The organism is Actinomycetota bacterium, assembly GCA_030650795.1.
Classification (GTDB): domain Bacteria; phylum Actinomycetota; class Actinomycetes; order S36-B12; family S36-B12; genus UBA11398.
Window position 1 is genome coordinate 137,238 of sequence record JAUSDJ010000031.1, and the last position, 23,683, is coordinate 160,920.

Here is a 23,683-nt window from a genome sequence, read left to right on the forward strand (position 1 = left end):
CAAGGTGATGCGGGTGATTGCACGCATGAACGTCGGTGGACCCGCAGTCCAGGTCGCCGGTCTCATGCGAAATTTGGATCACGAGCGCTTTGATCAACGGCTCTACACCGGTTGGTGCGCACCGGACGAGGCCGACTATCTCCTCACCCAGGCACCCGATGTCCCCGTGAACCGAGTCGACGGGCTGGGTCGCGCAGTTCGCCCGGGTGAGGATCTGCTCGTGGTGAGGCGACTGCATCGCGCGATCCGAGAGTTCCATCCAGACATCATCCATACGCACACCGCAAAGGCCGGGGCCATCGGACGATCTGCGGCGCTGCTCGCCAACACAGACGCACTACTTGTCCACACATTCCATGGGCACTTACTTCACGGCTACTTCAGTCCGGCCAAGACCAAGGCCGTCATTGCGCTCGAGTCGTTCCTGGCCAGGCGCACCACGACACTCGTAGCCGTTGGCCCACAGGTGCGCGAGGATCTGCTCGCAGTTGGCATCGGTCGTCGCGAGCAGTTCGAGATCATCCCGCCCGGGCTCGAATTTCCGGATCCACCTCCCAAAGCCGAAGCGCGAGCAGCACTTGACATTGATCCAGAAGCAACAGTGATCTCACTGATCGGGCGGCTGACCACGATCAAACGCGCAGATCGGTTCGCAGATGCGGTCGAGTTGCTCATGCGTCGACTTCCACAGGTCTCAATGCGCTTCCTGGTCGCCGGAGATGGCGATACTGCCAGCACACTTGCCGACACAATCGTCAAGAGAGATCTGCCCATCACCATGCTCGGTTGGCGATCCGATATTCCGGCCATCCTGGCTGCCACCGATATCCTGGTGCTCACCAGCGACAACGAAGGCACCCCGATCAGTCTGATTCAAGCCGCGATGGCTGGGCTTCCTGTCGTAGCGACCAATGTTGGTTCAGTCAAGGATGTGGTTGTCGACCAAACAACCGGGCTACTGACAGCTTGCACAGCGCAGGCCATTGCCGATGCCATGCAAGAGCTTGTTGAAGACAGACCTACGCGCAACCAGATGGGAAGCGCAGCCTTCGAACTGGCCCAGGGCAAATACACAGTCAAGAGGCTTGCCGCTGATCACTCTCGACTGTACGAGACACTTCTCGATATGAACGGATCCAGCTAATCCATGTGTGGAATTGCGGGAATCGTGGGTGCTCGGGCCGGAGATCGTGCTGCCCTTGAACTGATGACCAGGACCATGACTCACCGGGGGCCAGATGATGAGGGCTACTGGCACTCAGATCACGCGTCAGTGGGCATGCGGCGACTGTCAATCATCGATGTTGCGCATGGGCAGCAGCCATACACGAATGAATCGGGTTCGATCATCGTTGTATTCAACGGCGAGATCTACAACCACGCCGAGCTGCGCACACGTTTGGAAGTTCGCGGTCACCGACTCGCCAGCATGGCTGACGGCGAAGTCATCGCGCATTTGTACGAGGATGATCCTGAAGATTTCATGGCTCAACTTGATGGCATGTTCGCCATCGCCATTGTCGATCGCGCGCAACATCGACTCACGCTTGTTCGCGATCGGTGGGGCAAGAAGCCATTGCTGTACTCACAATTCAATGGAAGCATGACCTTCGCATCTGAAATGCGCGCACTACTTGCCAGCCCCTTGCTCCCCCCATCCGCAAACGAGGAGAGCATCGGCGCGTACCTCACTCTGGGTTACGTGCCAGCGCCATACACGGCAATCAACGGCATCCTGCAACTGCCCGCCGGGAGCGTGCTCAGGGCCGATCTCGACGGGCAGATCGAATCAGTGACTCGCTGGTGGAGCCCGATTGTTGAACCCGACACCTCGCTCACCCTTGAGGACGCGGTCGACCAGTTGGAAGTGCTGCTGCTCGAGGCAGTGCGCAAGCGACTTCAGAGCGAACGACCCCTTGGCATCTTTCTATCTGGCGGAGTCGACTCCAGCCTGATCGCGGCCGCGGCTGTGCGCGTCTCATCTGATCCCGTCCGCACCTTTTCCATTGGCTTTGACGACCCGGCATACGACGAATCGCAACACGCACAGCAGGTGGCGACCGCGCTTGGCACCCGACACGGCAACTTCAATGCGGCCGATCACACCGAGGAGATTCTTGGCGGTCTGGCTGATGTGCTTGATCAGCCCTTTGCTGACTCAAGTCTTGTCCCGACTCTCCTCCTTTCACGAATGGCCCGCGAGCAGGTCGTCGTTGCACTCGGTGGCGATGGCGGAGATGAACTGTTCGGGGGGTATGTGCGCTACCGGGCCGTGCCCTCACTCCAGCGAATGCAAAGCATCCCAGGCGGATTTGAAGTTGCGCGAGCAATGAACCCTGTACTGCAACGAGCCATCGGTGAACGCCGCGCTTCGCGACTGCGCGCGTCACTCAGCCGATACCCGACTCTGCAGGATCGCTACTTAGCAACGATGTCCCTGAATCCCCTTCGCCATTCGACACAGGCCGAGCAGGCCTTCGCTTCTGCGTGGAACTCACAGCCTGGACTTGCGCAAAGCCTGCGCCCGCGGACAACTGACTTCCTCACCTATCTGCCCTCAGACATCTGTTTCAAAGCCGATATCGCAACGATGGCCTTCGGTCTGGAGTTGCGCTCACCGCTGCTCGACCAAGCGGTAAGTGCATTTGCGCTGACCTTTACCGATGAACTGCTGTTTGCCAACGGGGGCAAACCCGTACTGAAGGCTCTGGCACGACGGTGGATTCCCGGCTTCGATGCAGATCGACCCAAGATGGGATTTGGGATGCCGATGCAGGGACTTGTCGGCCCAAGTTCGAACAGGACAGATGCCGCGCTATGGGCCGAGGCAACCCTCGATCGCTGGCGAGGTCGATGGTTGCCCGCATCGATCACAGAGTCGTCTGCGTTATCGAACCCAGCAGATGTTCACATCGTCGAGGTGATCCATGGCCTCAATCTGGGCGGCACCGAGAGTGCCCTAGTGCGCCGACTCCGTCATCAGCCACCGAATGTGCGCACGACCGTCATTTGTGTGGATCCGAGTCTGGATCATTTCAATGCTGAGGTCAGCGCATTGGCCGATGATTTGATCACCCTCGGCAATGCTCATCAATCTCAAGCTTCGCTGATCTCAATGATTCGAGCCCTCAATCCGGATGTCATTGTCAGTCACACTCCGCGAGTGAGCTTTCGAATTCTCTCGTCAAATCTGTCTACTGAAGTACCCGTAATTGTGGTTGCCAATGCAAGTGTCTCCAGTTCCAAGCGAGCGATGCAACCAGTAGTTTCAATGGCATTGCGCAGCGTCAATCGCAGAGCAGTTCTGCACATTGCCTCGTCAACACCGGCGGCGCATGGAAGTCAATGCAAGGGTGCGCGCCAAATTGCGGTACTTCCGCTCGGGGCGGAGTTGGAGCCTGCCGGCGAGCAGGTGACACCTTGGCCTTCTAAGACTCGCATCCGCCTGCTGTCACTCAATCGACTGACGTATCTCAAGAATCTGCCGACCCTTGTCGACGCGGTCGCAGACGAGGCCACAATCATGCGTGAGGCTGGTGCCAACCTTGCAATCCTTGGCGAAGGACCCGCGGGTCCGCAGATTCAAGCGCGGATCAGCAAGCGTGGGGTTGCGGACATTGTGCGACTCGCTCCGGCGATGTACCCGCCGACGGCAGCTCTGCTCCAAGCTGATGCCCTGATTGTGAGTTCCCTGCAGGAGGGAGGGCCTGTGACCGTGTATGAGGCACTGCTGGCCGGAACTCGGATTACGAGTACTCCCGTTGGTGTCTGCAGCGACGTACTCGTCGATGACCCAGGGCTCATTGTGTTAACGGACTCAAGTCGCGAAAGTCTGCGGCTTGGGATTCGCCGAACCCTCGAACAGGGGCCACTTGGAGCCCGGGAACGTGAATTGCGCGCAGCGTCCGCACTTGTCTGGGATTCAAAGAGTGCTGCCCAACAGTTTTATAGCACTGTGCTGGGGGAGATTTCGGTGCTCACATGAGCGCAAGCCCTTCGCGACTGGTCGTGGTGACAGTGGTCAAGGACGACATAGAGGGCTTCGAACGCACGTGCGCTTCGATCAGTACTCAATCTCGTCATGTTGAGCATCTGATCATCGATGGCGGTTCAGCACCGCCCATGCTCGAGTGTGCACGCAAGTGGGCCGCCGAACTTGGGTCGGTGTTGATCAGCGAGCCCGACCGCGGAACCTACGATGCGATGAACAAGGCCCTGGACCAACTCAATGGTCATGATCGAGTCTGGTTTCTCAATGCTGGCGATGTCTTTGCCTCGCCCGAGGCATATGCATACGTCGATGAGCGAAGTTCAGCCGACAACTTCACCTGGGGCTTTGGCCCGGTTCGTGTCATGGAAATCAATGGCCGACTCCGACATATCCCTAAACAGGCTCCGTACAGCCGCCGCAATTACGCTTACGGACGGACTCCGATCTGCCACCAGGCCGCGGTCTGCCGAGTTCGGGATCTGCGCGCAGTGGGCGGATTCGACGAGCGCTACTCGATCAGGGCGGACTACCGAGCCTTACTACTGCTGTCCCAGATCAGCGAACCAGTTCACTGGGATATGCCCACAGTTGAATATCACGCCGGCGGAATTTCTGATCGCTTTCTCTTGCGAGGCCACTGGCAGGAGCATCGCGTCAGACGCGAGATCCTGGGTCGGGGTCCCGTCGAATCCGCACGCAGCTTGGGCTACGTCTCGAAGATGGCATTGCGCATCACTACTGGCCGCAGTATCGACGCGTTGGCTCGCCGCGGCATCGTCGATACGGATTGGCGCAGTAGACGAGGGCAATAGCAGCGCCGCATCTACGCTGATCAGTTGAGCCCGTCGATTCTGGGCAATGTGCGCCAGAATAGAGACATTGAAGGAGGGGAGTTTGAGTCGATGGATTCCAAGCCCCCTTCGATAGAGTTAATTCCATCAACTCAAGGCTCTGAACACGTCGGGAAGTATCTATGGAGCGTGACCAAGCCGTCGCTGCGGTAGAGCTGTATGCACAGCGCTTGAGCCAGGCCATCGCATCCGTACGCCTCGAGCAGGTCTGCGAACTCGCCGCCCTTCTGGATGCCACAAGGCTCGCGGGCGAGCAGGTCCTGATCATCGGCAATGGGGGCAGCGCCTCAACTGCCAGCCACATGGCCACTGATCTGGGAGTCGGATCAGACTTGCTCGTACCGCATCTGCGAGCGATAAGTCTTACTGACAATCAAGCGGTCATCACGGCAACCGGCAACGATCGCTCCTTTGACGAGATCTATGCCCGACAAGTTCGCCTCCTTGGACGCAAGGGAGACGTGCTGATTGCCATCTCGGCGTCAGGTAATTCGCCCAACATCGTGCAGGCTGTCGCTGATGCCAAGGCCTTGGGCTTGGTGACGGTCGGCATTACAGCCTTCGATGGTGGCCAGGTGCGCGAGATGTCAGATCTGTCTATCCATGTGCAGACAGCTAAGGGCGACTACGGTCCTGCCGAGGACGCCCACATGATGATCAACCACATGGTCGCCCAGTTGCTTCGCGGACAATTGCTTGGGCCCAACCCCGATCTGGCCGTGAAAGGTCAGGTGTCGTGACCCGAGTCGCAGTCATGGGTAGCAACTCGTTCTCTGGCTCGCATTTCGTCGCGCTGCTGCTACAACAGGGCTACGAGGTTCTGGGCATCAGCCGATCAGTTGAGATCGCACCGCCATTTCGCCCATACGAGCAGCAAAAGCCTGACACCTGGCGATTCGCCCAAGTCGACCTCAATGATCACGTTTCAATCCATGCGACCCTGCGCGATTTTGCGCCGGAACTCGTCATCAACTTTGCCGCGCAGAGCATGGTGGGGCAAAGCTGGATTACCCCGCAGGATTGGTACGAGACCAATGTGGTGGCAATCGCTCATCTCGGTCAGTCGCTACAGCGCCTGAACACCTTGCGCAGATATGTCCATGTGACTACTCCAGAGGTGTATGGCAGTACGCAGGATTGGATTCCTGAGTCAGATGTCTTTCATCCGACTACTCCGTATGCGATCTCTCGGGCAGCTGGAGACCAACACCTGATGGCTCTACAAGCGTCCACCGGCTTGCCAATCGTCTTCACGCGTGCCGCCAATGTCTATGGAGCCGGCCAGCAGTTGTTCCGCATCATTCCTCGCGCTCTCCTCAGTGCGCGACTGGCAAGGAAGTTGCCTCTCGACGGCGGCGGCCATTCAATTCGCTCCTTCATCCACATCTCAGATGTGGCGCGCGCAACCCTCGACATTGCCGAGTCAGGCACCGATGGGCTCACTTACCACATCTCAACCAACGAGCTTGTGAGCATTCGACAGCTGGTCGAGAAGGTTGCTGAATTGACCGGCGTTCCATTTGCTGAACTCGTAGTAGAGGCAGGCGAACGAGTCGGCAAGGATGCCGCCTATCAACTGGACAGCAGCCGACTGCGCTCCAGCTTTGATTGGACTCCGCAGATCAGCCTCGACGATGGGCTGCGCTCAACCTTGGCGTGGGTCGATGAGAACCTTGACCTCCTGAGTTCTTTGCCCGTCGACTACGTCCACAAGCGTTAGGAAGATCATGAAAGTGCTCGTCACAGGTGGCTGTGGCTACGTGGGGTCGGTGCTCACCACCTCACTGGTCGCAGCCGGACATGACGTCACGGTGGTGGATCTCGAATGGTTCGGCAATCACCTGCCACATGAGCTGCCCGTTGAATTTCTCAAGCTTGATGTCCGCGATATCGACGCGATCCCGCTTGCCAGCACCGACGCCGTGATCCACCTAGCCAATGTCGCTAATGACCCAGGCGTAGAACTGGACGAGACTCTGTCTTGGGAAATCAATGCGCTCGGCACTCAGCGGCTCGCCGACAAAGCAGCACGCTCGGGAGTCGGCCAGTTCATCTTTGCGAGCTCGGGAAGCGTCTACGGAGTCAAAGACGAACCTGATGTCACGGAGGATCTGACTCTCGTGCCGATCTCCGCATACAACAAAACCAAGATGGTCGCCGAGCGTGCATGTCTGAGCTATCAGGATCAAATGCAGGTGCATTGCATTCGGCCGGCCACAGTGTGCGGATTCTCCCCGCGCATGCGTTTTGATGTTTCGGTCAACATGTTCGTGATGCAGGCCTTCCGCGACAACCGGATGACAGTGTTTGGCGGGGATCAAGTCCGCCCCAATATTCATATTGATGATCTCGTTGATGTCTACCGCCACTTTCTGGCGCATCCGTCCCTGCCAAGTGGTGCATACAACGCGGGATTTGAGAACATCTCCATCCTTGATATCGCAATTCGGGTCCAGGAGCTGACCGGTGCCGAGATTTCGGTGAGCGAATCCAACGACCCCCGGTCCTACCGACAGAACTCCGATTTGCTGCTGAGCACTGGCTACCAGCCCAAGCGCGATGTCCAGACAGCCATTGCTGATGTACACGCCCGATTGGTCAGCGGCGAACTCACAGATCGCGATGAGTGGTACACCGTTCGCTGGATGAAGCACCTCGCGGCGGCGGAGTAGAACCATGGGCAGAGAAATCGATCTACTCTCCAACTATCCCAAGGCCAATCGCAATGTGGCCGAGCGAGGCGCCGGAAAGACAGATGAACAGCGGGCCATTGCGCGCCAGTTTGGGCGAGAGTTCTTCGACGGTGAGCGCGAGACTGGCTACGGGGGCTTCAGTTATCAACCGCGCTTCTGGCAACCAGTGATTCCGACCTTCGTCGAGCACTTCGACCTCACCGCAGACTCCTCGTTGCTCGACATCGGATGCGCCAAGGGCTTCATGCTCTACGACCTCCAACTAGCTCTGCCCGGCATCACTCTGGCCGGGATCGACGTGTCTGAGTACGCCATTGCAGAAGGACTGCCCGAAGTTGCTCCAGTGATGCAGGTAGCTGACGCCGAGGCCTTGCCATTTGCGAATGATTCCTTCGATGTCGTCATTTCGATCAACACTGTTCACAACCTCGATCGCGAAGGCTGCGCCGCTGCCTTGAAAGAGATTGCACGAGTCGCCAAGCACGGATCCTTCATCACCGTTGACGCATATCGCGACGAGACCGAGCACGAGCGCATGATGGATTGGAATCTCACTGCCAAAACCATCATGTCGACTCAGGCCTGGGTGGCATTCTTCGACGAGGTTGGTTACACCGGCGACTACTACTGGTTCATGCCATGACAACGGCGGAATCATCTACCGACCAGCGCTTGCTCGCCAGCATGCTGCGCATCCGCATGGTCGAACAGACCATCGCCGATCGCTATTCGGAACAGGAGATGCGCTGCCCTGTGCATCTGTCGATCGGACAAGAGGCGCCAGCAGCGGCCATGTCACTCGTAGCCGAGCCGGCCGACTACGCCGTCAGTACTCACCGCGGCCACGCGCACTACTTGGCCAAGGGCGGTGACTTATCGCGCATGATTGCCGAGATCTACGGCAAAGTCGGCGGTTGCTCGCGCGGCCGAGGCGGCTCGATGCATCTGGCTGATCCGTCAGTTGGCTTCATGGGCACCTCAGCCATCGTCGGCAACAGCATTCCCGTTGGCGTGGGGCTCGGCATGGCCTTGCAAATCAAGGCACAACCCAATGTCTCCTTCGTGTTCCTGGGCGACGGAGCCACCGAAGAAGGCGTGTTCTACGAATCGGCCAACTTCGCGGCACTGCGCAAACTGCCGGTGATCTTCATGTGCGAGAACAACCAATACTCCGTCTACAGCAACCTTGAAGAACGACAGCCCGCATCACGACGCATTGTGGAGGTGGCGCGCGCGCTCGGCGTGCCAGCCCTCGAGGTCGACGGCAACGACGCACGGGCATCACATGTCACGGTTGCCAACGTCGTGGCCCAGACACGTGCAGGTGCCGGCCCTGCGTTGATCGAGTTCGAGACTCATCGGCTGCGCGAGCACTGCGGACCCAATTGGGACGATGAACTCGGCTACCGAAAGCCAGGCGAACTCGCCAGTTGGCTGAAGCGCGATCCGATCAAGGCGCTGCTCGATTCTGGCACTTTTGATCCGGAGTGGATTGAATCAACCACGGCCGATATTCGTACTGAAATTGATGCGGCCTTCCGCTTCGCGAAGAACTCCCCCTACCCCGATCCTGCCGAGTTGGCTGAGGATGTCTATGCCTGAGTCGAACGATGATCGGGTGCTTACTTTCGCCGCTGCGATCAACGAGGCGACCGAGCAGGCGATGGCTGCCGACCCAACAGTGCTGTGCATCGGCCTTGGCGCGACTGACCCAGGTGGAGTGTTCGGAACAACGAAGGGCTTAGTCGAGAAATTCGGTTCGAGTCGAGTTTTCGATGGGCCCACCTCTGAAAACGCCATGACCGGCATTGCAGTGGGCGCTGCTCTTGCCGGGTTGAAACCAGTGATGACGCATCAGCGTCTCGACTTCTTCCTGTTGGCGATGGATCAGCTGATCAACTCAGCTGCCAAGTGGCACTATATGTTCGGCGGCCAATTTCAGGTGCCGCTGACCATTCGCTTGGTCATTGGCCGCGGTTGGGGTCAGGGTCCAACCCATTCGCAGAATCTGCAGGCATGGTTCGCGCACATCCCAGGCCTGAAGGTCGTGGTGCCCTCATCCCCTGTTGATGCAAAGCAATTGCTGTTGGCCAGCATCCACGATCCGAATCCGGTGCTGTTCCTCGAGCATCGTTGGCTGCACAACATTGCTGATCATGTTCCGGTCGAGGCGACACCAGCCCAACTCGGCAAAGCCCGCTTGGCTCGCATTGGTGACGACCTGACCATCGTCGCTTCCGGCTATCTCACCCTTGAGGCCATCCGAGCAGTCGACTACCTCAGCACTCGCGGTGTCGCTTGCGATGTGCTCGATCTGCGCACCTTGCATCCACTCGACTGGCCAGCAGTGCATGCATCTGCCAGCAAGACCGGACGGCTTTTGGTGCTCGACAGCGGCGCGCTCACTGGCTCAATCTCAGGCGAGATCGTGGCGCGCGTTGCCTCTGAACAATTCTCCGAACTGAGGAGCCCTCCGCGCCGGCTGGCGCAGCCCGACATTCCAGAACCGACAAGTCTTGGTCTCATTCAAGGATTCCATGTGCGCAGCCAGCAGATCGCGAGCGAAGCGCTAGACATCATGGGCTTGTCTCTGGCAGATGTGGCTGAACATCTCGTGGCACCTGAGCCTGCCGATGCGCCTGGCGACTGGTTCCGTGGTCCCTTCTAACGCGCCATCTGAACGTTGGTTCATTGCCAATCCAAAATGGCACAGTTCGCAGAGCCAGCGTGGGCTTCTCCTGGATCGCGATGGTGTGATCAATCTCGACATCGACTTCGCGCACCGGCAAGAGGACATTGTCTTCATCCCTGGAATCTTCGAACTCTGCTCACTAGCAGTCGCACGCGGCTATCTGCCGATCATCATCACGAATCAATCCGGAATCGGTCGGGGCCTGTTCAGCGAAGAACAATTTCGAGACTTGACGCTTTGGATGTTCGATATTTTCTCCGCCGAAGGCACTGAATTGGCCGGCCTCTACTACTGCCCCACGCATCCGACAAGCGGTGTGGGAGTTTGGAAGCGCGAGAGTAAAATGCGCAAGCCGGAGCCCGGGATGTTCAAGCGCGCGATCCAGGACTTCCGGCTCAGTCCCGAACTCACTATCGCAATCGGGGATCGTCCACGCGATGCGCTTGCAGCAGCGCGAGCAGGAATCGGTACCAATCTGCTGCTGGGTTCAAGTGAAGTCGAACTCCAAGGCGAAGCTGGCTCTACAACGATCGTTATCGAGGATCTTCCCGGCGCAGTCCCATTTCTTACATTGCCGTAGCCGCTATTCTCAACCCAGCACTGCCCGACCCACATTGACAGGAGTCTCCTCAACATGGAACTGGTCGAAGGAGCAATGTCCAGCTTTGCCCGTGAGAAGCTGGGGCAGCACACTGCGTATACAGTCGATGGTCCAGGTCTTGGACCAGTTAACCGCGCGACGTTGATGCGCGACCCGAGGCATCTGGGATTCACGCTGGCGCGGTACAAATTCGTATCCAAGATGCTCCAAGGAATGTCGAATGTCTGCGAGATCGGCTGCCACGAAGCCACGGGTTCGCTTGTTGTTGCCTCTGAGGTTCAACACTTGACGGCATTGGATGTGATGCAAGATGTAATCGACTTCTGCCACGACGAGTACGACAAATTCGGACTGAACATTACATTTGCTGCTTGCGATGTGCTTGAAGGCCTACCAGCGTCACTTGATCCATCTGGTAAGTACGAAGCCGTCTACTGCCTCGACGTTCTGGAACATGTTGATCCAGCTCAAGAACACAGCTTCCTGTCTCGCATTGTCGAAGGACTCTCGTCCGATGGCGTCGCCATCGTGGGGATTCCATCTTTGCAATCCCAGGCCTACGCCTCACCAGTCTCGGCAGTACAGCACATCAACTGCAAGACCTCTGAGGAACTCAAGCAGTTCATGGAAGGCTATTTCTCCAACGTCTTCATGTTCGGCATGAACGACGAAGTCCTGCACACAGGATTCAGTTCCATGTGCCATTACATATTTGCTTTGGCAGTCGGACCAAAATGAAGGCATCCGACTATCTGGCCGAGCAATTGCAATCGGCTGGTGTGACGCATGTGTTTGGAGTGCAGGGCGGCTCGGTGGTCCACGTCTTCGATTCACTGGAAGCCACCGGAATTCAAGTCCACTATTGCGTGAGCGAATACTTTGCTGCATTTGCGGCGGTTGCCCAGAGCCGGGCGACCGGAAATCTCGGTTGCTGCGTGGTCACGACCGGCCCTGCGGGCACCAACGCGCTTACGGGCCTTTTGTCAGCTTGGCAGGATTCAGTGCCAGTTGTATTCATCAGTGGTCAGACCCGCAGCGGGCACATGTCATATGGATCGAATGTGCGCCAAATCGGATCGCAGGAATCACCAATTTGCGAGGTGGTTCGACCGATTACGAAGTGCGCAATCACCGTGAGCGTTGCGAGCGACTTGCCAAGTTCACTCGCGTCAATCATCCAGCAGGCCTGTGATGGCAGGCCGGGTCCAACATGGCTCGATATTCCCGTTGATGTTCAATGGGGCGTGGTCGACGAATCCGTTAACCCGACATCAGTATTGATCGGTTCGCGCGAGACGAATTCGGAAAGCACTCAAGCCGCGGTCCAGATCATTTCGGAGCTAGTACAAGCTGAGCGACCCTTGGTGTGGGTAGGTGCGGGAGTGCGGCGCGCCAACGCTGTTGACGAATTCCGTGCATTTGTTGAAGGCGCCGATCTGCCATTCGTGACAACCTGGCAAACGAAAAACCTGCTGGGGGCGGGCCACCGGCTTGATCTCGGCGTCATTGGCCCTTTCGGCCAAGCGGGCGCCAACGCAGCTACCTACGACTGTGATCTGATTCTGGGGCTCAGTACCCATTTCAGCGTGAATCAGACAACCAGCAATTCTCAGTCGTTCACGCCACAGGCCAGAAAGATTGTCGTCAATATCGATGCCCACGAACTGAGCGGCTTGCAAGTACTTGCAGAGGTTCAGCTGAAATGCGAAGTGAAAGAAGTCCTCACCCAACTTGTTGATGCCTTACCAGCAGATATCAAGAGCTTTTCTGAGACTTCTCGAGCCGAGTTTCAGATTCGCAATCAAGCCGCTGATGCTATGACGCGGCTGTCGACTCAGGCGCTCCCCCTCATCAATTCCAATGTTTTTCTGCGCGACGTCTTCGAAGGCGTTGAGGGCTCTTACGAGGTTGTCATTGATGGCGGAGGGACAGCTCTATATGCGGGCTTCCAAGCGTGCTACAAGGGCGAGCTCGCAGGTATCCACTGTTCAACCGCAGTGAGTGCGATGGGGACGGCATTTGCTGAGACCGGTGGTCTCGCAACAGTGTCAGTTGCCGATCATCTCTTCGCAATCATTGGCGACGGCAGCTTTTGGATGTCGCTCTCAGACTTACCTCCGCTCGGCCAACTGGAACGCGCAGTGACGGTGATCGTCATCAACAACGATGGCTACCTTGCCATTCGCCACACACAACAGGAGTTTCTCGGCGCGCGCTTCTACGGCACAGACAGCGCTGGTCGACTGAACTTTCCCGATATAGGTCCCATTGTGTCTGGCATGGGTGGCGAGCACATGCTCGTGACTGCAGCCAATGCACAGCTTGCCGTTGCATTGGCGCAGAAGAAGCGCAGCCGTGGACTTCTGGTGCTTGAGGTGAAGACACCCAAGGATCAAGCACTGTTGTTTCGTCAGATCTTCGCGGACAACGGAGACGGAACGAAGTCGCCACTGCCTCTGAGCGAGATGGCTACCTAGATCTGCCAGACTGCCGAGGACTCGAGCGCTTGAAGGTCTGTATCTGAAATCGGATACTCAAATTCCTCTGATGGGAATTCGCCCGAGCGAACTTCAAGGATGTACTGACGAATGCATGCCTTCATGAACTCAAGCATCGGAGTTTCGCTCTTGACTACCTGCGAAATGAATTCATTCTCGACGTTGGCAAGCAAGACACTGTTTGAGACGATAGCTTCCATGATTTCGCGACCATAGTTCTTTGCAAACTTTGGTCGAAAGTCCGGATACTGCCCAAGTACGTCATGCAGGATCAGTAATTGGCCAGCCAACCCACGACCAGCTCCAATACCCAAGAATGTGCCAGATACCAATCGATTCAATTGAGCGCTCACATGGTGCGGAATGGCCTCCAACAGAATCGCGGACGCGCCCGCAGTGAAAAGAGCCCGTGCATCTTCGACGAGAGCAGAGAATTCAGATGCGATTTTCCCGTGAACGCGGTATCCGGTGAGATTGACTGGTGACTGAGGAGTCACCCCGATATGGCCGATCACCGCGATCCCCGCGTTGGCGATGGCTCGCACTCGCGATTCAACTCGGCTTCCACCTTCGAGTTTTACCGCATCTACACCCGCGAACCGCACAAAATCGATGGCTGATCGCACCGCTTCTGCATCACTTGGCTCGTACGAGCCCAAGGGCATATCACCAACCAGGAATGTGTGCGGGGCTCCACGACGCACCGACTCAGCCATGCGGAGCATGTCGGACATCAACACGGAGCGGGTGCTCGGAAATCCGAGTTCAACCATCCCGCCCGAATCTCCAACCAAGATGTAGTCGATGCCAGCTTGCTCAAGTGCCACGGCCTGGGTATACGAGTAACCAGTCAGACCTGCGAGTGGCGCGTCCTCAAGACTGAGGTTGGCCAGCCGCGAGACAGATAGTCGTGACACAACGAATCCCTTTGTCTGGACGGCAACAACCTGTTAACGAATGCTACACCTGAATGACTTTCCTGAGTGTTGGCTACTTCGTGAGGTGTATCTGTTCACATTAGGCTTACGGCATGCCAAGGATCATTCGAGCCCACCTCTCCAATGAGTAGCGTTCTTCCCCAGCGCTCCTTCATCGTCGGCATCTCGAGCGACATTGCAGCCGATATGTCTCTACGTCTCCTTGGATCGGGATCCTTCGTTCAGGGGACGTATCGAACGCCGAGTGCGCAAACCGAAGCACTCGCTACCAAAGGAGCTGAACTCCACCAACTGGACTGCTCTGACAAAGACGCGATCGCATCACTGGTTTCAGATGAAAGCATCGCCAACCAGTGGGATCTCCTCATGCTTGCACCAGCCACAATGAACCCCATCGGAAGATTCGATGAGTGCGTCTGGGACGAATGGGAAGACTCCTTCGCATTGAATTCGACGCGACAATTCCAGTTCATACATGCGCTCATCGGACGCCGAAACCGAGCTGGCAATCCCTTGGTATTCCTTTGGAGCGGTCCCGGATCCAATGGGGCCGCGGTGGGATATTCGGCCATTACGGCCGCCAAGATTGCTCAGATCAAAATGTGCGAACTGCTCGCTGCCGAATATCCCGACACTCGCTTTGTCGTCGTTGGTCCCGGGTGGGTGGCGACCAAGGTACATCGAGAAACTTTAGCTGCCGAGTCTCGAGCCGGTGCGAATCTGGAACGTACTGCAAACAGACTTCAGTCCCCCTTGACAACCACCTTCGACGAGATCTGGGACTTTTTTGAATGGGTGAACAACCAAGAAGTGAGTGCGGTCTCGGGAAGAAACTTTTCGATCCGAAGTGATCTCTGGGGTCAAGATGCGTTAGCGACCTTCCTGCGCGACAACCCGCACGCATTCAAACTTCGTCGCGCAAACAATGACTGGAAGCCCGGACAGCAAGCAACTACCTACGAGCCCCCCACATACGCATCGCCGGAAGTGCCATGACCAAGCCTTCCTACTTGAACAGAGCCAAGGCCGCTCTGCAGCGCGCCCGCTATCTCGGAATCAAGCCGAGCGTTGCCATTGCTCGCAATGAACTGCACCTTCTGGGCGGGCGCGCACGCACGCAACTGCATTCCGATCATGTGCGCAATGGAGGTCTGACCGAATTCCAGTTGATCATCAATCGTGATGAACAGGTGAGTAAGGCGGGCCAGGCTTACTCTGAGGGCCGATACGCCGCGAGCGTCGAGCATTCGATCGCGGCAGCCGAAACAACAGCGGACGCCCGGCGCCAATTGGGCATGGACCAACTGCCTATTCGAATCTGCGGAACCTCGATCACCTCAGCAATCGGTCACATCGCCGTGGGTCTGGGTACTCGGGCCAAGCTCCAAGCTCTTGGACTCGCGGAGCCCGTGCAGACTCTGGTCATCACAAGCCGAGTGGCCAATATTCACTATCTGTCGTACTTCGAGGAGCTGTTCACGATCGACCAGGTGAGCTGGAGTATCGAGCAAGACCTGTACCAGCGGATCTGGCCACTGTTCACCGACATCAACTGGATCGACACTGACGAACGTCCGATGGCACTGTATGAGGCGATGGCTCTTGCCGAAGAGGGCTGGGAGTCACAGGCACGCGGACCGCTGCTGGCTCTCTCTGACCTCGATCGCGAACGCGGGTTCAACTACTTCGCGGAGCTGGGCATGACTCCAGCCGACTGGTTCGTGACACTCCATGTGCGATCCGATCCGAAGTCAGGGCAGGAGTACGGACGCAATGCGAATGTGCATGACTATGCGCAAGCCATAGACGCGATCACTGCACAGGGTGGTTGGGTGATTCGTCTGGGATCCGCTGACATGCCTGCGCTCGCCGCTCGGCCGCACCTCATTGATCTGAGCCTTGATCCACACCGACCCAATTGGGTTGATGTCTTCGCCATCGGCGGCTGCAAGTTCTTCATCGGCACCACCTCCGGGCCACATGCGGCCGCATCAAGCTTCGGCAGACCTGTACTTCTCACCAATGCAACGGGAATCGGGTTCTCGCCATACATGCATCACACACGAGTCATCCCGAAGTTGCTTCGCCGCCAAGGTTCCGGGCAGGTGATGTCCATTCCCGAATTTGCTCAGTCGGGCGCGGCCTTGGTCGACGGCCACCTGCCTGCCGATCTGAGTCATGGCTCGGACCCGTGGGTTTGGCGTGACAACTCTCCAGTTGAGTTGCGCGAGGCCACGCAGGAAATGCTGAATGGCGAGTTCGAACACCCTTCCGATGAACAGCAACGTGCCTACCAGCAGTTGATGCTTCAACTCGGAAGCCTCGCAGCTAGCGCACCGAGCCCTTTCTTCCTTCGGCAGCATCAATAGCACTGTTTGATCTGTCGCTCGCCTTGTCAGAGCAACGGGTAAGTAGGGTTATTGACGATGACTGCAACGCAAGCACCGACGCCTGCTGTCCTGCTCATGGTCTTCAATCGCCCGGCCCAAACTGAGCAAGCGGTGTACGCGCTTCTGCGCGAAAAGCCCGCTCGCCTCTACGTGAGTGGTGATGGTCCGCGCACAGGGAATCCGACGGACCAATCCTTGATTGCTGAGGTCTGGCGAATCATTCGATCTGTGCCCTGGGAGTGCGAAGTCTTCGAACGACAGCTCACCGAGAACATCGGTTGCGGCCCGGGCGTGCGCAGCGGTATCGATTGGTTCTTCGCCTCGGAGGAGCGCGGGCTGATAGTCGAGGATGACGTGGTCCTTGGTCCAGGCGCTCTTGCGCTCGCCGGGCAGTTGTTCGATATCGGTGAATCGAGCCCAGACATTGGCGCAATTTCGCTGCTCAACTGTGTCCCAGATGCACAGTTGCGCGATCCGCAGGCTTCCTATCGACGTTCGATCTTCTCCTCCTCCCAGGGCTGGGGCACTTGGGCACCGATCTGGCAGCGCTCTGCTCGATCACTTGATCAGTGGCGGACCTGGCTCCCCCCCGCGCGACTTCGGGCCATTGGCGGTCGGCATTTCCAGCAGCGTTGGCAAGGGATATTGGACACCGATTACGCCAGTGGAGCGCTGACGTGGGACTACACATGGCAGGCCGCATTGTGGGCGGCTGGTCTGGACACACTCGTCGCCAATCGCAACCTCATCGCCAACACCGGGTTTACCCCTGATGCCTCGTTCTCGATTGTCCCACCGTCGTGGTGGCCGCATGAAATTCAGGGCTGGGAACCGCCAATGATCGCACCGCCCGCGGATATCTTGGATGCGCACGCTGAGAAGTGGGAGGCCAATCATCGCTATCAAGTCTCTGCACTGTTCGGCCTGCGCAGTTGGACAGCCAACCGAATCCCGCGTGTGACTGCTGCATATCGAAATCGGCGTTACCGAAGTTCCTGAGGAATCCTCGACATTACAGCGAGACCAGGGTTGCATGAATCTGACGACCTCGCGGCGTGCGATCTGAGGTCTCGACTACTGCAGCTGCAGCAATACGCACCGCGGCCTTGATCGGCACGCTCACACCAAACCGGGATGACGATCAATGAAGGACTGCGCAATCCGCGCGGTGCCATTGCTGCCAGCAGCCTCAACTAGCATGCGCCAACTTCGCTGGCCTTCGGACTCCTCTGGTGGCCAGTCTTGCAGCATCTCGTCTACCGCCGCTGCCAGCTCTTCGGGAGAATTCTCAACCCACTGATATCCATTACGGCCACGTTGGTCGACGATCTCGCCGATGTAGGCATCCGTCCAGGCGAAAGGCGAATCGAGCATTTGAGCAAGGCTCATCGGAGCTTCTTCGCCATGTGCAATCAGCTTTGGCAGGCACAGTGATCTGGGGTAGTAGACGGCTTTGGCAATCTCTGGTGTATTGGTCGAGAGCACCGGCACACCGAAATTGGGCGCGATGTTCAGCGGCCCTGAAGTTGTGCCGATCATGAAGCGCGCTGCCGCAATAGCATAGATATCCATCCACGGATCCGGATCGGATGCATGTGCATAGTCGACGAGCCCAGCCATCTTTGGCAGCGGCGTAGCCGTGCGGTTGCCGATGCGGATCACAAATCCGCCAGCGTCGATAACCCTTTGTGCCGCAAGCAGATAGGACTTGACTTCGACATTGCGGCCGTAGCCAGGCTGGTTCAATCGATTCTCACGCAGATGCATGGCCACGAACCAATCGCCTGGGCCTAGCCCGAATCCTGCAAGCAGCCGTACTCCACGCTGGTGATCGGCCGCAGTGAGTTCAAGGAGTGGCCCACGGCCCTGGGCCTCCCAGAGCTTGGAGTAGTGATTGTGGGCCTTGATGTAGTCCATCGATCCCTGCAAAGTTCGGACCGAATAGAAGGACTCCATCAACGGCCAAAGCGCATTCTCAAGAGAGCGAGTTGCGGAAGCAGTTGTCTGCACAACGGGGAAATATCGGCTCCAGAAACTGAGGAAGTCGACATTCGCAGCACCCCCAGTCAGAAGGCAATAAGCCTCAACAGGATTTTCTCCCAACTCGATCATTCGGGCCCGGATTGCCAAACCCAAAGCCGTGTGCCCAATTGCTCCCGTGATGCTCTGGCCAATTAATCGCTGGTGAAGTGGATCAATCCCGAGAACTCTGGCTTGAGCATCCTCGATGCCGTCAGCTTGCGCAAAGGCATTGACTTCTAAGGCCCGATCGGCGGTTTTGAATGCCACATTCCACAGCTGATTCCTCTGCTCCAGAGGATTGTCGATCGCGACTTCTGCTTCACCCCGCGCACGTGCAAGCTCTGCCCTGGTCTCCAACAGGGATTCATGTCGGTCACGCAACAGTTGCGCGAGAACAAAGAACCGACCACGAACGGCCAAACTCACAACGATGGCCACGAACGACCAACTGACCGCAATAAGTGCTGCGACAACGGCCACCAGAGTCCGAAGTCGCTGCATGAGACGATGCCTACTGATGGCCGACCCCCGCAATTGCGTGGTTGTCCCGAAGCAGCCAGATCACCGAATCATCCTAGAACTGCTCGAGTTCACGGGCCTTTACCAAGGACTCCAGAGTGCCGATGTCGATCACCTGAGTCGACATCTTGAGCACATTGATGCGCCCGAGAAGCAAGGGAATCAGATCTCGGCTGATATCAGCCGAGTCAGGCGGGAGCTGTTCAATTGCGTCAACGATCATCGGCGAGAACGCAAAGGTTGCCGCACTTGCCAGCGCCGTTGGCGGGTTCACCACTTTCTCGTGGAAGCCAATGACGACCCGGCGGTCATCCAGTTCCACGACCCCGAATGCGCTGGGATCATCAGCGATGAACGTAAGCATCGTCATATCGACGCCGCGAGGTCGCTCCTGGAATGCGAGTCGAAGTTCGGTGAGATCGAAGTCGAAGTAGTTGTCAGCATGCAACACCATGCCGTCTGATCCTTGGAAGAAATCCCAATTTCGTCGAAGGGTTCCAGCGGTGCCAAGCAGCATTGGTTCGTGCGTGAGTTGAATTGCATCACGCCACTCACTTGAGCCAACCCATTCGCGAACCTGTGACTCAAGATGATGGGTATTGATCAAGAACTCAGTTACCCCGGCGGCAGACAGCTGCCGCAAGAGGCGTCCGAGGATGGGCTCTCCCCCTACTTCAACAAGACACTTCGGCACCGATTTGGTCAGTTCCCCGAGGCGCGTGCCAAGACCAGCGGCCAAGAGCAGTGCCCTCACTGTTTGAGCACACCTTGGATGTCGGCGATGGCCAACGGCGTATTGCCAATGCGCGAGACCTGAATTGCCGATGCCACCGAACCGAGGACAGCTGCCTCCATGCCCGAGGCGCCACAGGCGATCGCCAAGGCGCTGACCACCAGCATCGAATCACCCGCGCCGGCCACATCGAAGGGCCGCTGATTCAGCGCAGCAACCTGATCGGTGATCGCCGGCTCATCAGTGTCCTGCCCGCGAATCAGCACTCCGTCTCCACCAAGAGTCAAGAACACGAGTCGGGCCTGGGCCAGCTCGCGCAGTTCATCAGCGAGCACCACCAGACCATCATCGCTATTGCGCGTAGCCAACCGCGCCTCGCGCTCAGTGGGAGTGATCAGGTGCATGCCCTTGAAGCGGGCCACGTTGCCGACCTGCGAGGAGGACTGGCTGTCGGCCGCAAGCACGATGCCATCGGCTTGGGCGTCGCTGCAGATGCGCGCGACTACAGCTTGCGGCAGGCATCCGTAATTGAAATCTGAGAATATCAGGACATCGGCGTTGGACAGTTGCTTGTGCACTTCATCGCCGAGTTGCTGCTGAAGTTGCTCGGCAATCGGACCCTGTTGCAGATGACTCACTCGCAGCAAGGTCTTGCCCGCCGCGCGATAACGCTGCTTCAACGTGGTTGGCCTGTTGGCGTCTTCAATGAGCGTGGTCTCAACGCCGCAGTCCTGGAGGGATGCGCGGATGAACTCGGCAGTGTCGTCAGCGCCGACCACACTGAACAGCGCGGAGCGGCTGCCAAGCCCAGCGGCGTGAGCAGCAACGATTCCGGCACCGCCCAGGAACAACTCACTGTCGATGGGAGTCACCACGACAGTTGGATCCTCCTGGGACATTCCTAGTGCATGGCAGGAGATGTACTCATCGGCCATCACGTCGCCGACAACGACAACGCTGCGTTGCTTGAAGTCCTCAAGAATTCCAAGCAATCGATCAGCGGTGATCCCGTGGCGTTCCATGAAGGCCATCGGCAGGCGCACCTGTGCCCGTTCCACAATTCCGCCGTCAAGCCCGAGGTAATCCTCACCGTCGACGAACACCTCACCCGAGCCGAATAGCAGGCTGCCGCCGTAACTGTCGACCACATCCTTCTCAAGATTCCACCCGAGCTCATGCTCGCGACCCTTGACCACCACGTCGGGCTTGAGATCCAGAATGACATCTTCCAAGGGCTCCTCGATGAGAAATGCCTCGTCAACAAATCGCAGGCTTCGCACGCCTTCAAGCCGATCGCGCTCGCGAACACTGGCGGCTGACCCGGCCAGTTGGTCACTCAGGATTCCCACGACAAGGGTGCCCCGCAATTCCTTGGCAAATCGCAGCAGTCGCATGTGCCCTGGGTGGACCACATTGAATACCCCGGATACGAAGGCAGTTCCCGACTCAGGCACCTGCAACTCCTTGGGGTCTCAAATCGATGTAAGGCCGCACAACCGTACCGGCCTCAAGATCAGTGAAGGCTTCACTAATCGAGCCTAGTAAGTAAGAGCGCTCTAGCAGGATTTCCAGATCAATTCCGAGTTCCTGCACGGCGGTGGCTATGCGCGGGATATCGCGTTCGGGCACGCAGGCCCCGCCCCACGAACCTCGAATGCTCTTGCCCTGGATCAAATCGTGGGGATCCAGAGAGATCAACTCACCCGCAGCCGGATGCGAGGCGAATACCAAAGAGCCGCTTTTGGGACGCAGGCACGCGAAGCCGAGTTCGATTGTCTGGATAGATCCCGCGGCCTCCAGGCAGAAATCCGCACCGCCACCAGTCAGATCACGAACAGTGGCGAGGAAATCAACGGCAGTTGGGTCAAGCACATGACGAGCACCCAGCCTGCTTGCCAAAGCTCGCTTGGCAGCTGAAGGATCAGCCGCGATCACCTGCGCCGGGCACCGACTCAGCGCCCCAATGAGTGCTGCCATCCCGACGCCGCCAAGTCCAAGCACCAACACTGAGTCGTGCGAACCCAGGTCAATCTCATTGATCGCCATTCCGGCTCCAGTTAGCAACGCACAGCCGTAAAGCACCGCCGATGGTCCAGTAATCACCGATGGTTGCGGATAGACGCGGCTTTCAGCTGCCACCACGTATTCGCTGAACGTGGTCACTGGCCCGGAATTGACGGGGCCCGCATCAGAACCGTAGATCGCGCCGGGTGCATCAAGCCCCGCACCCTTGATCCAGCCCAGAATGACCTGATCCCCTGCCGCCACCTTGGTGACACCAGGTCCGGTGTGAATGACCTCGCCGGATCCCTCATGACCAAGAAGATGCGGCAGCCATGCATCTGCCCCGCGGAGACCGCGCACTTCCATCAACTGACTTCGGCACACACCGCTGTAGTCCAGGCGAACGAGCACCTGGCCTAGGGCAAGCTCGGGCGCAGCAATCTGTTCAATTGACAGTGCGCCACCGAGCTCACGCAGCACTGCTGCCTGAAAGGCGTCGGGCGAACTCATGCGAATGCCAAATATGCATTGGCTGTGGCTGTGGCTGTGGCCATCCAAGTGGATTCCTGCGCACGTTCGCGGCCAAGCCCCTGCTTGGCGACTCGATCAACAGAACTGTTGAGCACACTTTCGATCGTGACGGCCAGGCTCTCGGCATCGCCTGAACTGAAAAACCAGCCAGCATCACCTGCGACCTCATGGAAGATGGGAATGTCCGAGGCGATGAGCGGACAGCCAGCCGCCGCGGCCTCCAGGAGTGGCAGCCCGAAGCCTTCCATTTCGGACGGGAAGACAAATGCAGTTGCCCGCTGGTACAGCGCAGCGAGCTCGGCATCAGTCGGGGTCAGAGCGCAAAAGCGATCAGTTCTTGCCGCCGAACCGACCATGGCGAGTTCCTCGTCAGTCACTGGCGCGCCAGCAACAACGAGGCCGATGTCGTGACCCCGATTGCGCACAAGTTCCAGTGCTGCACACAGCAAGTCAAAACGCTTGTAGAGCGCCCTGGCACCGACGAACAGGAGATACGGAAATGCGATGGGTGCTTGCACCGATTCAGTCTGTTCGAAGAACTCCGATCGCACGCCAAGCGGTGTAACCACGACTTTGGCTTCATTGCCTGGCAGCAACTCATTGAAGAGCCCCGCCGTAGTCTGCGAAATGGCAATAACGAGATCAGCCCGGCTCGCTAGTTCACGTTTGCCGCGATGTGGATCCGCCCAACGCCTCGCTTCTCCCCCAACGGCGAACATGTCGTATATGGAGACGGCAATGCGGGTGCCGTGCGCAAGATCGGATTTCATCGGGCGGTAGGACGTGGCATGGAGCCAATCGAATTGCTCGGACTTCCCCCGTGAGCCTGCCCGGTACCGCAGATAACTGTCCTTGATCAGGTCTTCGCTGTTCACCATGCGCGGCACGCCACGCGGCACCAACCGAAGCGTGGGCATCGCCGCAGTCATCTCGGGCAGGGCAGCAAGCAGGTGCTCATTACTGCAGCGCGAGAACGTCAGGCTCGGCTCAATGCCCAACTCCGGATGATCGGCCAGACATCTGATCAACTCCGAGAAGTACCGAGTGATACCGCCGCGCTCCTGGCGCACGAACATCTCGCGGTCATATGCCACGCGCATGCTCATCCCCCATCGCTTTGGAGTCCTCAGTTCCAGACCACTGACCCTGAAGGGCATCATTTCAGTACCCTCGCCATTCCGGATGCAAGCACTAGCCTTCGGCAGGACAACACGTGGGGA

Annotated in this window: 21 protein-coding genes; 15 read left to right on the plus strand and 6 right to left on the minus strand. The window is 57.9% G+C overall.

Going from position 1 to position 23,683, the window contains the following annotated elements:
• Positions 1–7 precede the first annotated feature (7 nt).
• From Q7L55_10030 to Q7L55_10085, 12 genes are all read left to right on the plus strand, one after another.
• Positions 8–1,144: a glycosyltransferase gene (locus Q7L55_10030; protein ID MDO8732888.1), complete on the plus strand. Its 1,137-nt coding sequence runs from the start codon at positions 8–10 to the stop codon at positions 1,142–1,144.
• A 3-nt stretch (positions 1,145–1,147) separates the two neighbouring features.
• Positions 1,148–3,985, plus strand: coding sequence for an asparagine synthase (glutamine-hydrolyzing) (asnB, locus tag Q7L55_10035; protein ID MDO8732889.1), 2,838 nt, complete (start codon positions 1,148–1,150; stop codon positions 3,983–3,985).
• Entirely contained in the window at positions 3,982–4,803 is an 822-nt protein-coding gene (locus Q7L55_10040; GenBank protein MDO8732890.1) for a hypothetical protein, read from the plus strand. Before asnB ends, Q7L55_10040 begins: the two co-directional genes overlap by 4 nt.
• 161 nt (positions 4,804–4,964) lie before the next feature.
• Entirely contained in the window at positions 4,965–5,582 is a 618-nt protein-coding gene (locus Q7L55_10045) for an SIS domain-containing protein (GenBank protein ID MDO8732891.1), read from the plus strand.
• Complete coding sequence (locus Q7L55_10050; GenBank protein ID MDO8732892.1) at positions 5,579–6,562, plus strand: GDP-mannose 4,6-dehydratase; 984 nt, start codon at positions 5,579–5,581, stop codon at positions 6,560–6,562. Before Q7L55_10045 ends, Q7L55_10050 begins: the two co-directional genes overlap by 4 nt.
• 7 nt (positions 6,563–6,569) lie before the next feature.
• Complete coding sequence (locus Q7L55_10055) at positions 6,570–7,514, plus strand: SDR family oxidoreductase (GenBank protein MDO8732893.1); 945 nt, start codon at positions 6,570–6,572, stop codon at positions 7,512–7,514.
• A 4-nt stretch (positions 7,515–7,518) separates the two neighbouring features.
• On the plus strand, positions 7,519–8,178 hold the full coding sequence (locus Q7L55_10060) for a class I SAM-dependent methyltransferase (protein MDO8732894.1): 660 nt from the start codon (positions 7,519–7,521) through the stop codon (positions 8,176–8,178).
• Positions 8,175–9,137, plus strand: coding sequence for a thiamine pyrophosphate-dependent dehydrogenase E1 component subunit alpha (locus Q7L55_10065; GenBank protein ID MDO8732895.1), 963 nt, complete (start codon positions 8,175–8,177; stop codon positions 9,135–9,137). Before Q7L55_10060 ends, Q7L55_10065 begins: the two co-directional genes overlap by 4 nt.
• Entirely contained in the window at positions 9,130–10,203 is a 1,074-nt protein-coding gene (locus Q7L55_10070; GenBank protein MDO8732896.1) for a transketolase C-terminal domain-containing protein, read from the plus strand. Before Q7L55_10065 ends, Q7L55_10070 begins: the two co-directional genes overlap by 8 nt.
• Positions 10,190–10,807: an HAD family hydrolase gene (locus Q7L55_10075; protein ID MDO8732897.1), complete on the plus strand. Its 618-nt coding sequence runs from the start codon at positions 10,190–10,192 to the stop codon at positions 10,805–10,807. Before Q7L55_10070 ends, Q7L55_10075 begins: the two co-directional genes overlap by 14 nt.
• Positions 10,808–10,861: 54 nt before the next feature.
• Entirely contained in the window at positions 10,862–11,566 is a 705-nt protein-coding gene (locus Q7L55_10080; GenBank protein MDO8732898.1) for a class I SAM-dependent methyltransferase, read from the plus strand.
• Positions 11,563–13,305, plus strand: a complete 1,743-nt coding sequence (locus Q7L55_10085) for a thiamine pyrophosphate-binding protein (protein MDO8732899.1) — start codon at positions 11,563–11,565, stop codon at positions 13,303–13,305. Before Q7L55_10080 ends, Q7L55_10085 begins: the two co-directional genes overlap by 4 nt.
• Here Q7L55_10085 and Q7L55_10090 read toward each other — a convergent pair.
• Positions 13,302–14,243: a 3-methyl-2-oxobutanoate hydroxymethyltransferase gene (locus Q7L55_10090; GenBank protein MDO8732900.1), complete on the minus strand. Its 942-nt coding sequence runs from the start codon at positions 14,241–14,243 to the stop codon at positions 13,302–13,304. The two genes, Q7L55_10085 and Q7L55_10090, sit on opposite strands and share 4 nt — an antisense overlap.
• Before the next feature lie 144 nt (positions 14,244–14,387).
• On the opposite strand from Q7L55_10090, the gene Q7L55_10095 reads away from it, so the two are divergent.
• The 3 genes from Q7L55_10095 to Q7L55_10105 are packed head-to-tail and all read left to right on the plus strand — an operon-like array spanning position 14,388 to position 17,653.
• Positions 14,388–15,260 (plus strand): SDR family oxidoreductase, encoded by an 873-nt coding sequence (locus Q7L55_10095; protein MDO8732901.1) that lies wholly within the window; start codon positions 14,388–14,390, stop codon positions 15,258–15,260.
• Positions 15,257–16,633, plus strand: coding sequence for a TIGR04372 family glycosyltransferase (locus Q7L55_10100; GenBank protein MDO8732902.1), 1,377 nt, complete (start codon positions 15,257–15,259; stop codon positions 16,631–16,633). The genes Q7L55_10095 and Q7L55_10100 overlap by 4 nt, the downstream gene beginning before the upstream one ends.
• Before the next feature lie 57 nt (positions 16,634–16,690).
• Positions 16,691–17,653: a hypothetical protein gene (locus Q7L55_10105; protein MDO8732903.1), complete on the plus strand. Its 963-nt coding sequence runs from the start codon at positions 16,691–16,693 to the stop codon at positions 17,651–17,653.
• A 120-nt stretch (positions 17,654–17,773) separates the two neighbouring features.
• Here Q7L55_10105 and Q7L55_10110 read toward each other — a convergent pair whose 3' ends face one another.
• The 5 genes from Q7L55_10110 to Q7L55_10130 all read right to left on the minus strand — a co-directional run bounded on the left by Q7L55_10110 (position 17,774) and on the right by Q7L55_10130 (position 23,569).
• Positions 17,774–19,177: a TIGR04372 family glycosyltransferase gene (locus Q7L55_10110; GenBank protein ID MDO8732904.1), complete on the minus strand. Its 1,404-nt coding sequence runs from the start codon at positions 19,175–19,177 to the stop codon at positions 17,774–17,776.
• A 73-nt stretch (positions 19,178–19,250) separates the two neighbouring features.
• Complete coding sequence (locus Q7L55_10115) at positions 19,251–19,949, minus strand: nucleotidyltransferase family protein (protein ID MDO8732905.1); 699 nt, start codon at positions 19,947–19,949, stop codon at positions 19,251–19,253.
• Positions 19,946–21,382 (minus strand): PfkB family carbohydrate kinase, encoded by a 1,437-nt coding sequence (locus tag Q7L55_10120; GenBank protein ID MDO8732906.1) that lies wholly within the window; start codon positions 21,380–21,382, stop codon positions 19,946–19,948. The genes Q7L55_10115 and Q7L55_10120 overlap by 4 nt, the downstream gene beginning before the upstream one ends.
• Positions 21,375–22,442, minus strand: coding sequence for a zinc-binding dehydrogenase (locus tag Q7L55_10125; protein MDO8732907.1), 1,068 nt, complete (start codon positions 22,440–22,442; stop codon positions 21,375–21,377). Before Q7L55_10125 ends, Q7L55_10120 begins: the two co-directional genes overlap by 8 nt.
• Positions 22,439–23,569, minus strand: coding sequence for a glycosyltransferase family 1 protein (locus tag Q7L55_10130; protein MDO8732908.1), 1,131 nt, complete (start codon positions 23,567–23,569; stop codon positions 22,439–22,441). The genes Q7L55_10125 and Q7L55_10130 overlap by 4 nt, the downstream gene beginning before the upstream one ends.
• Positions 23,570–23,683 lie beyond the last annotated feature (114 nt).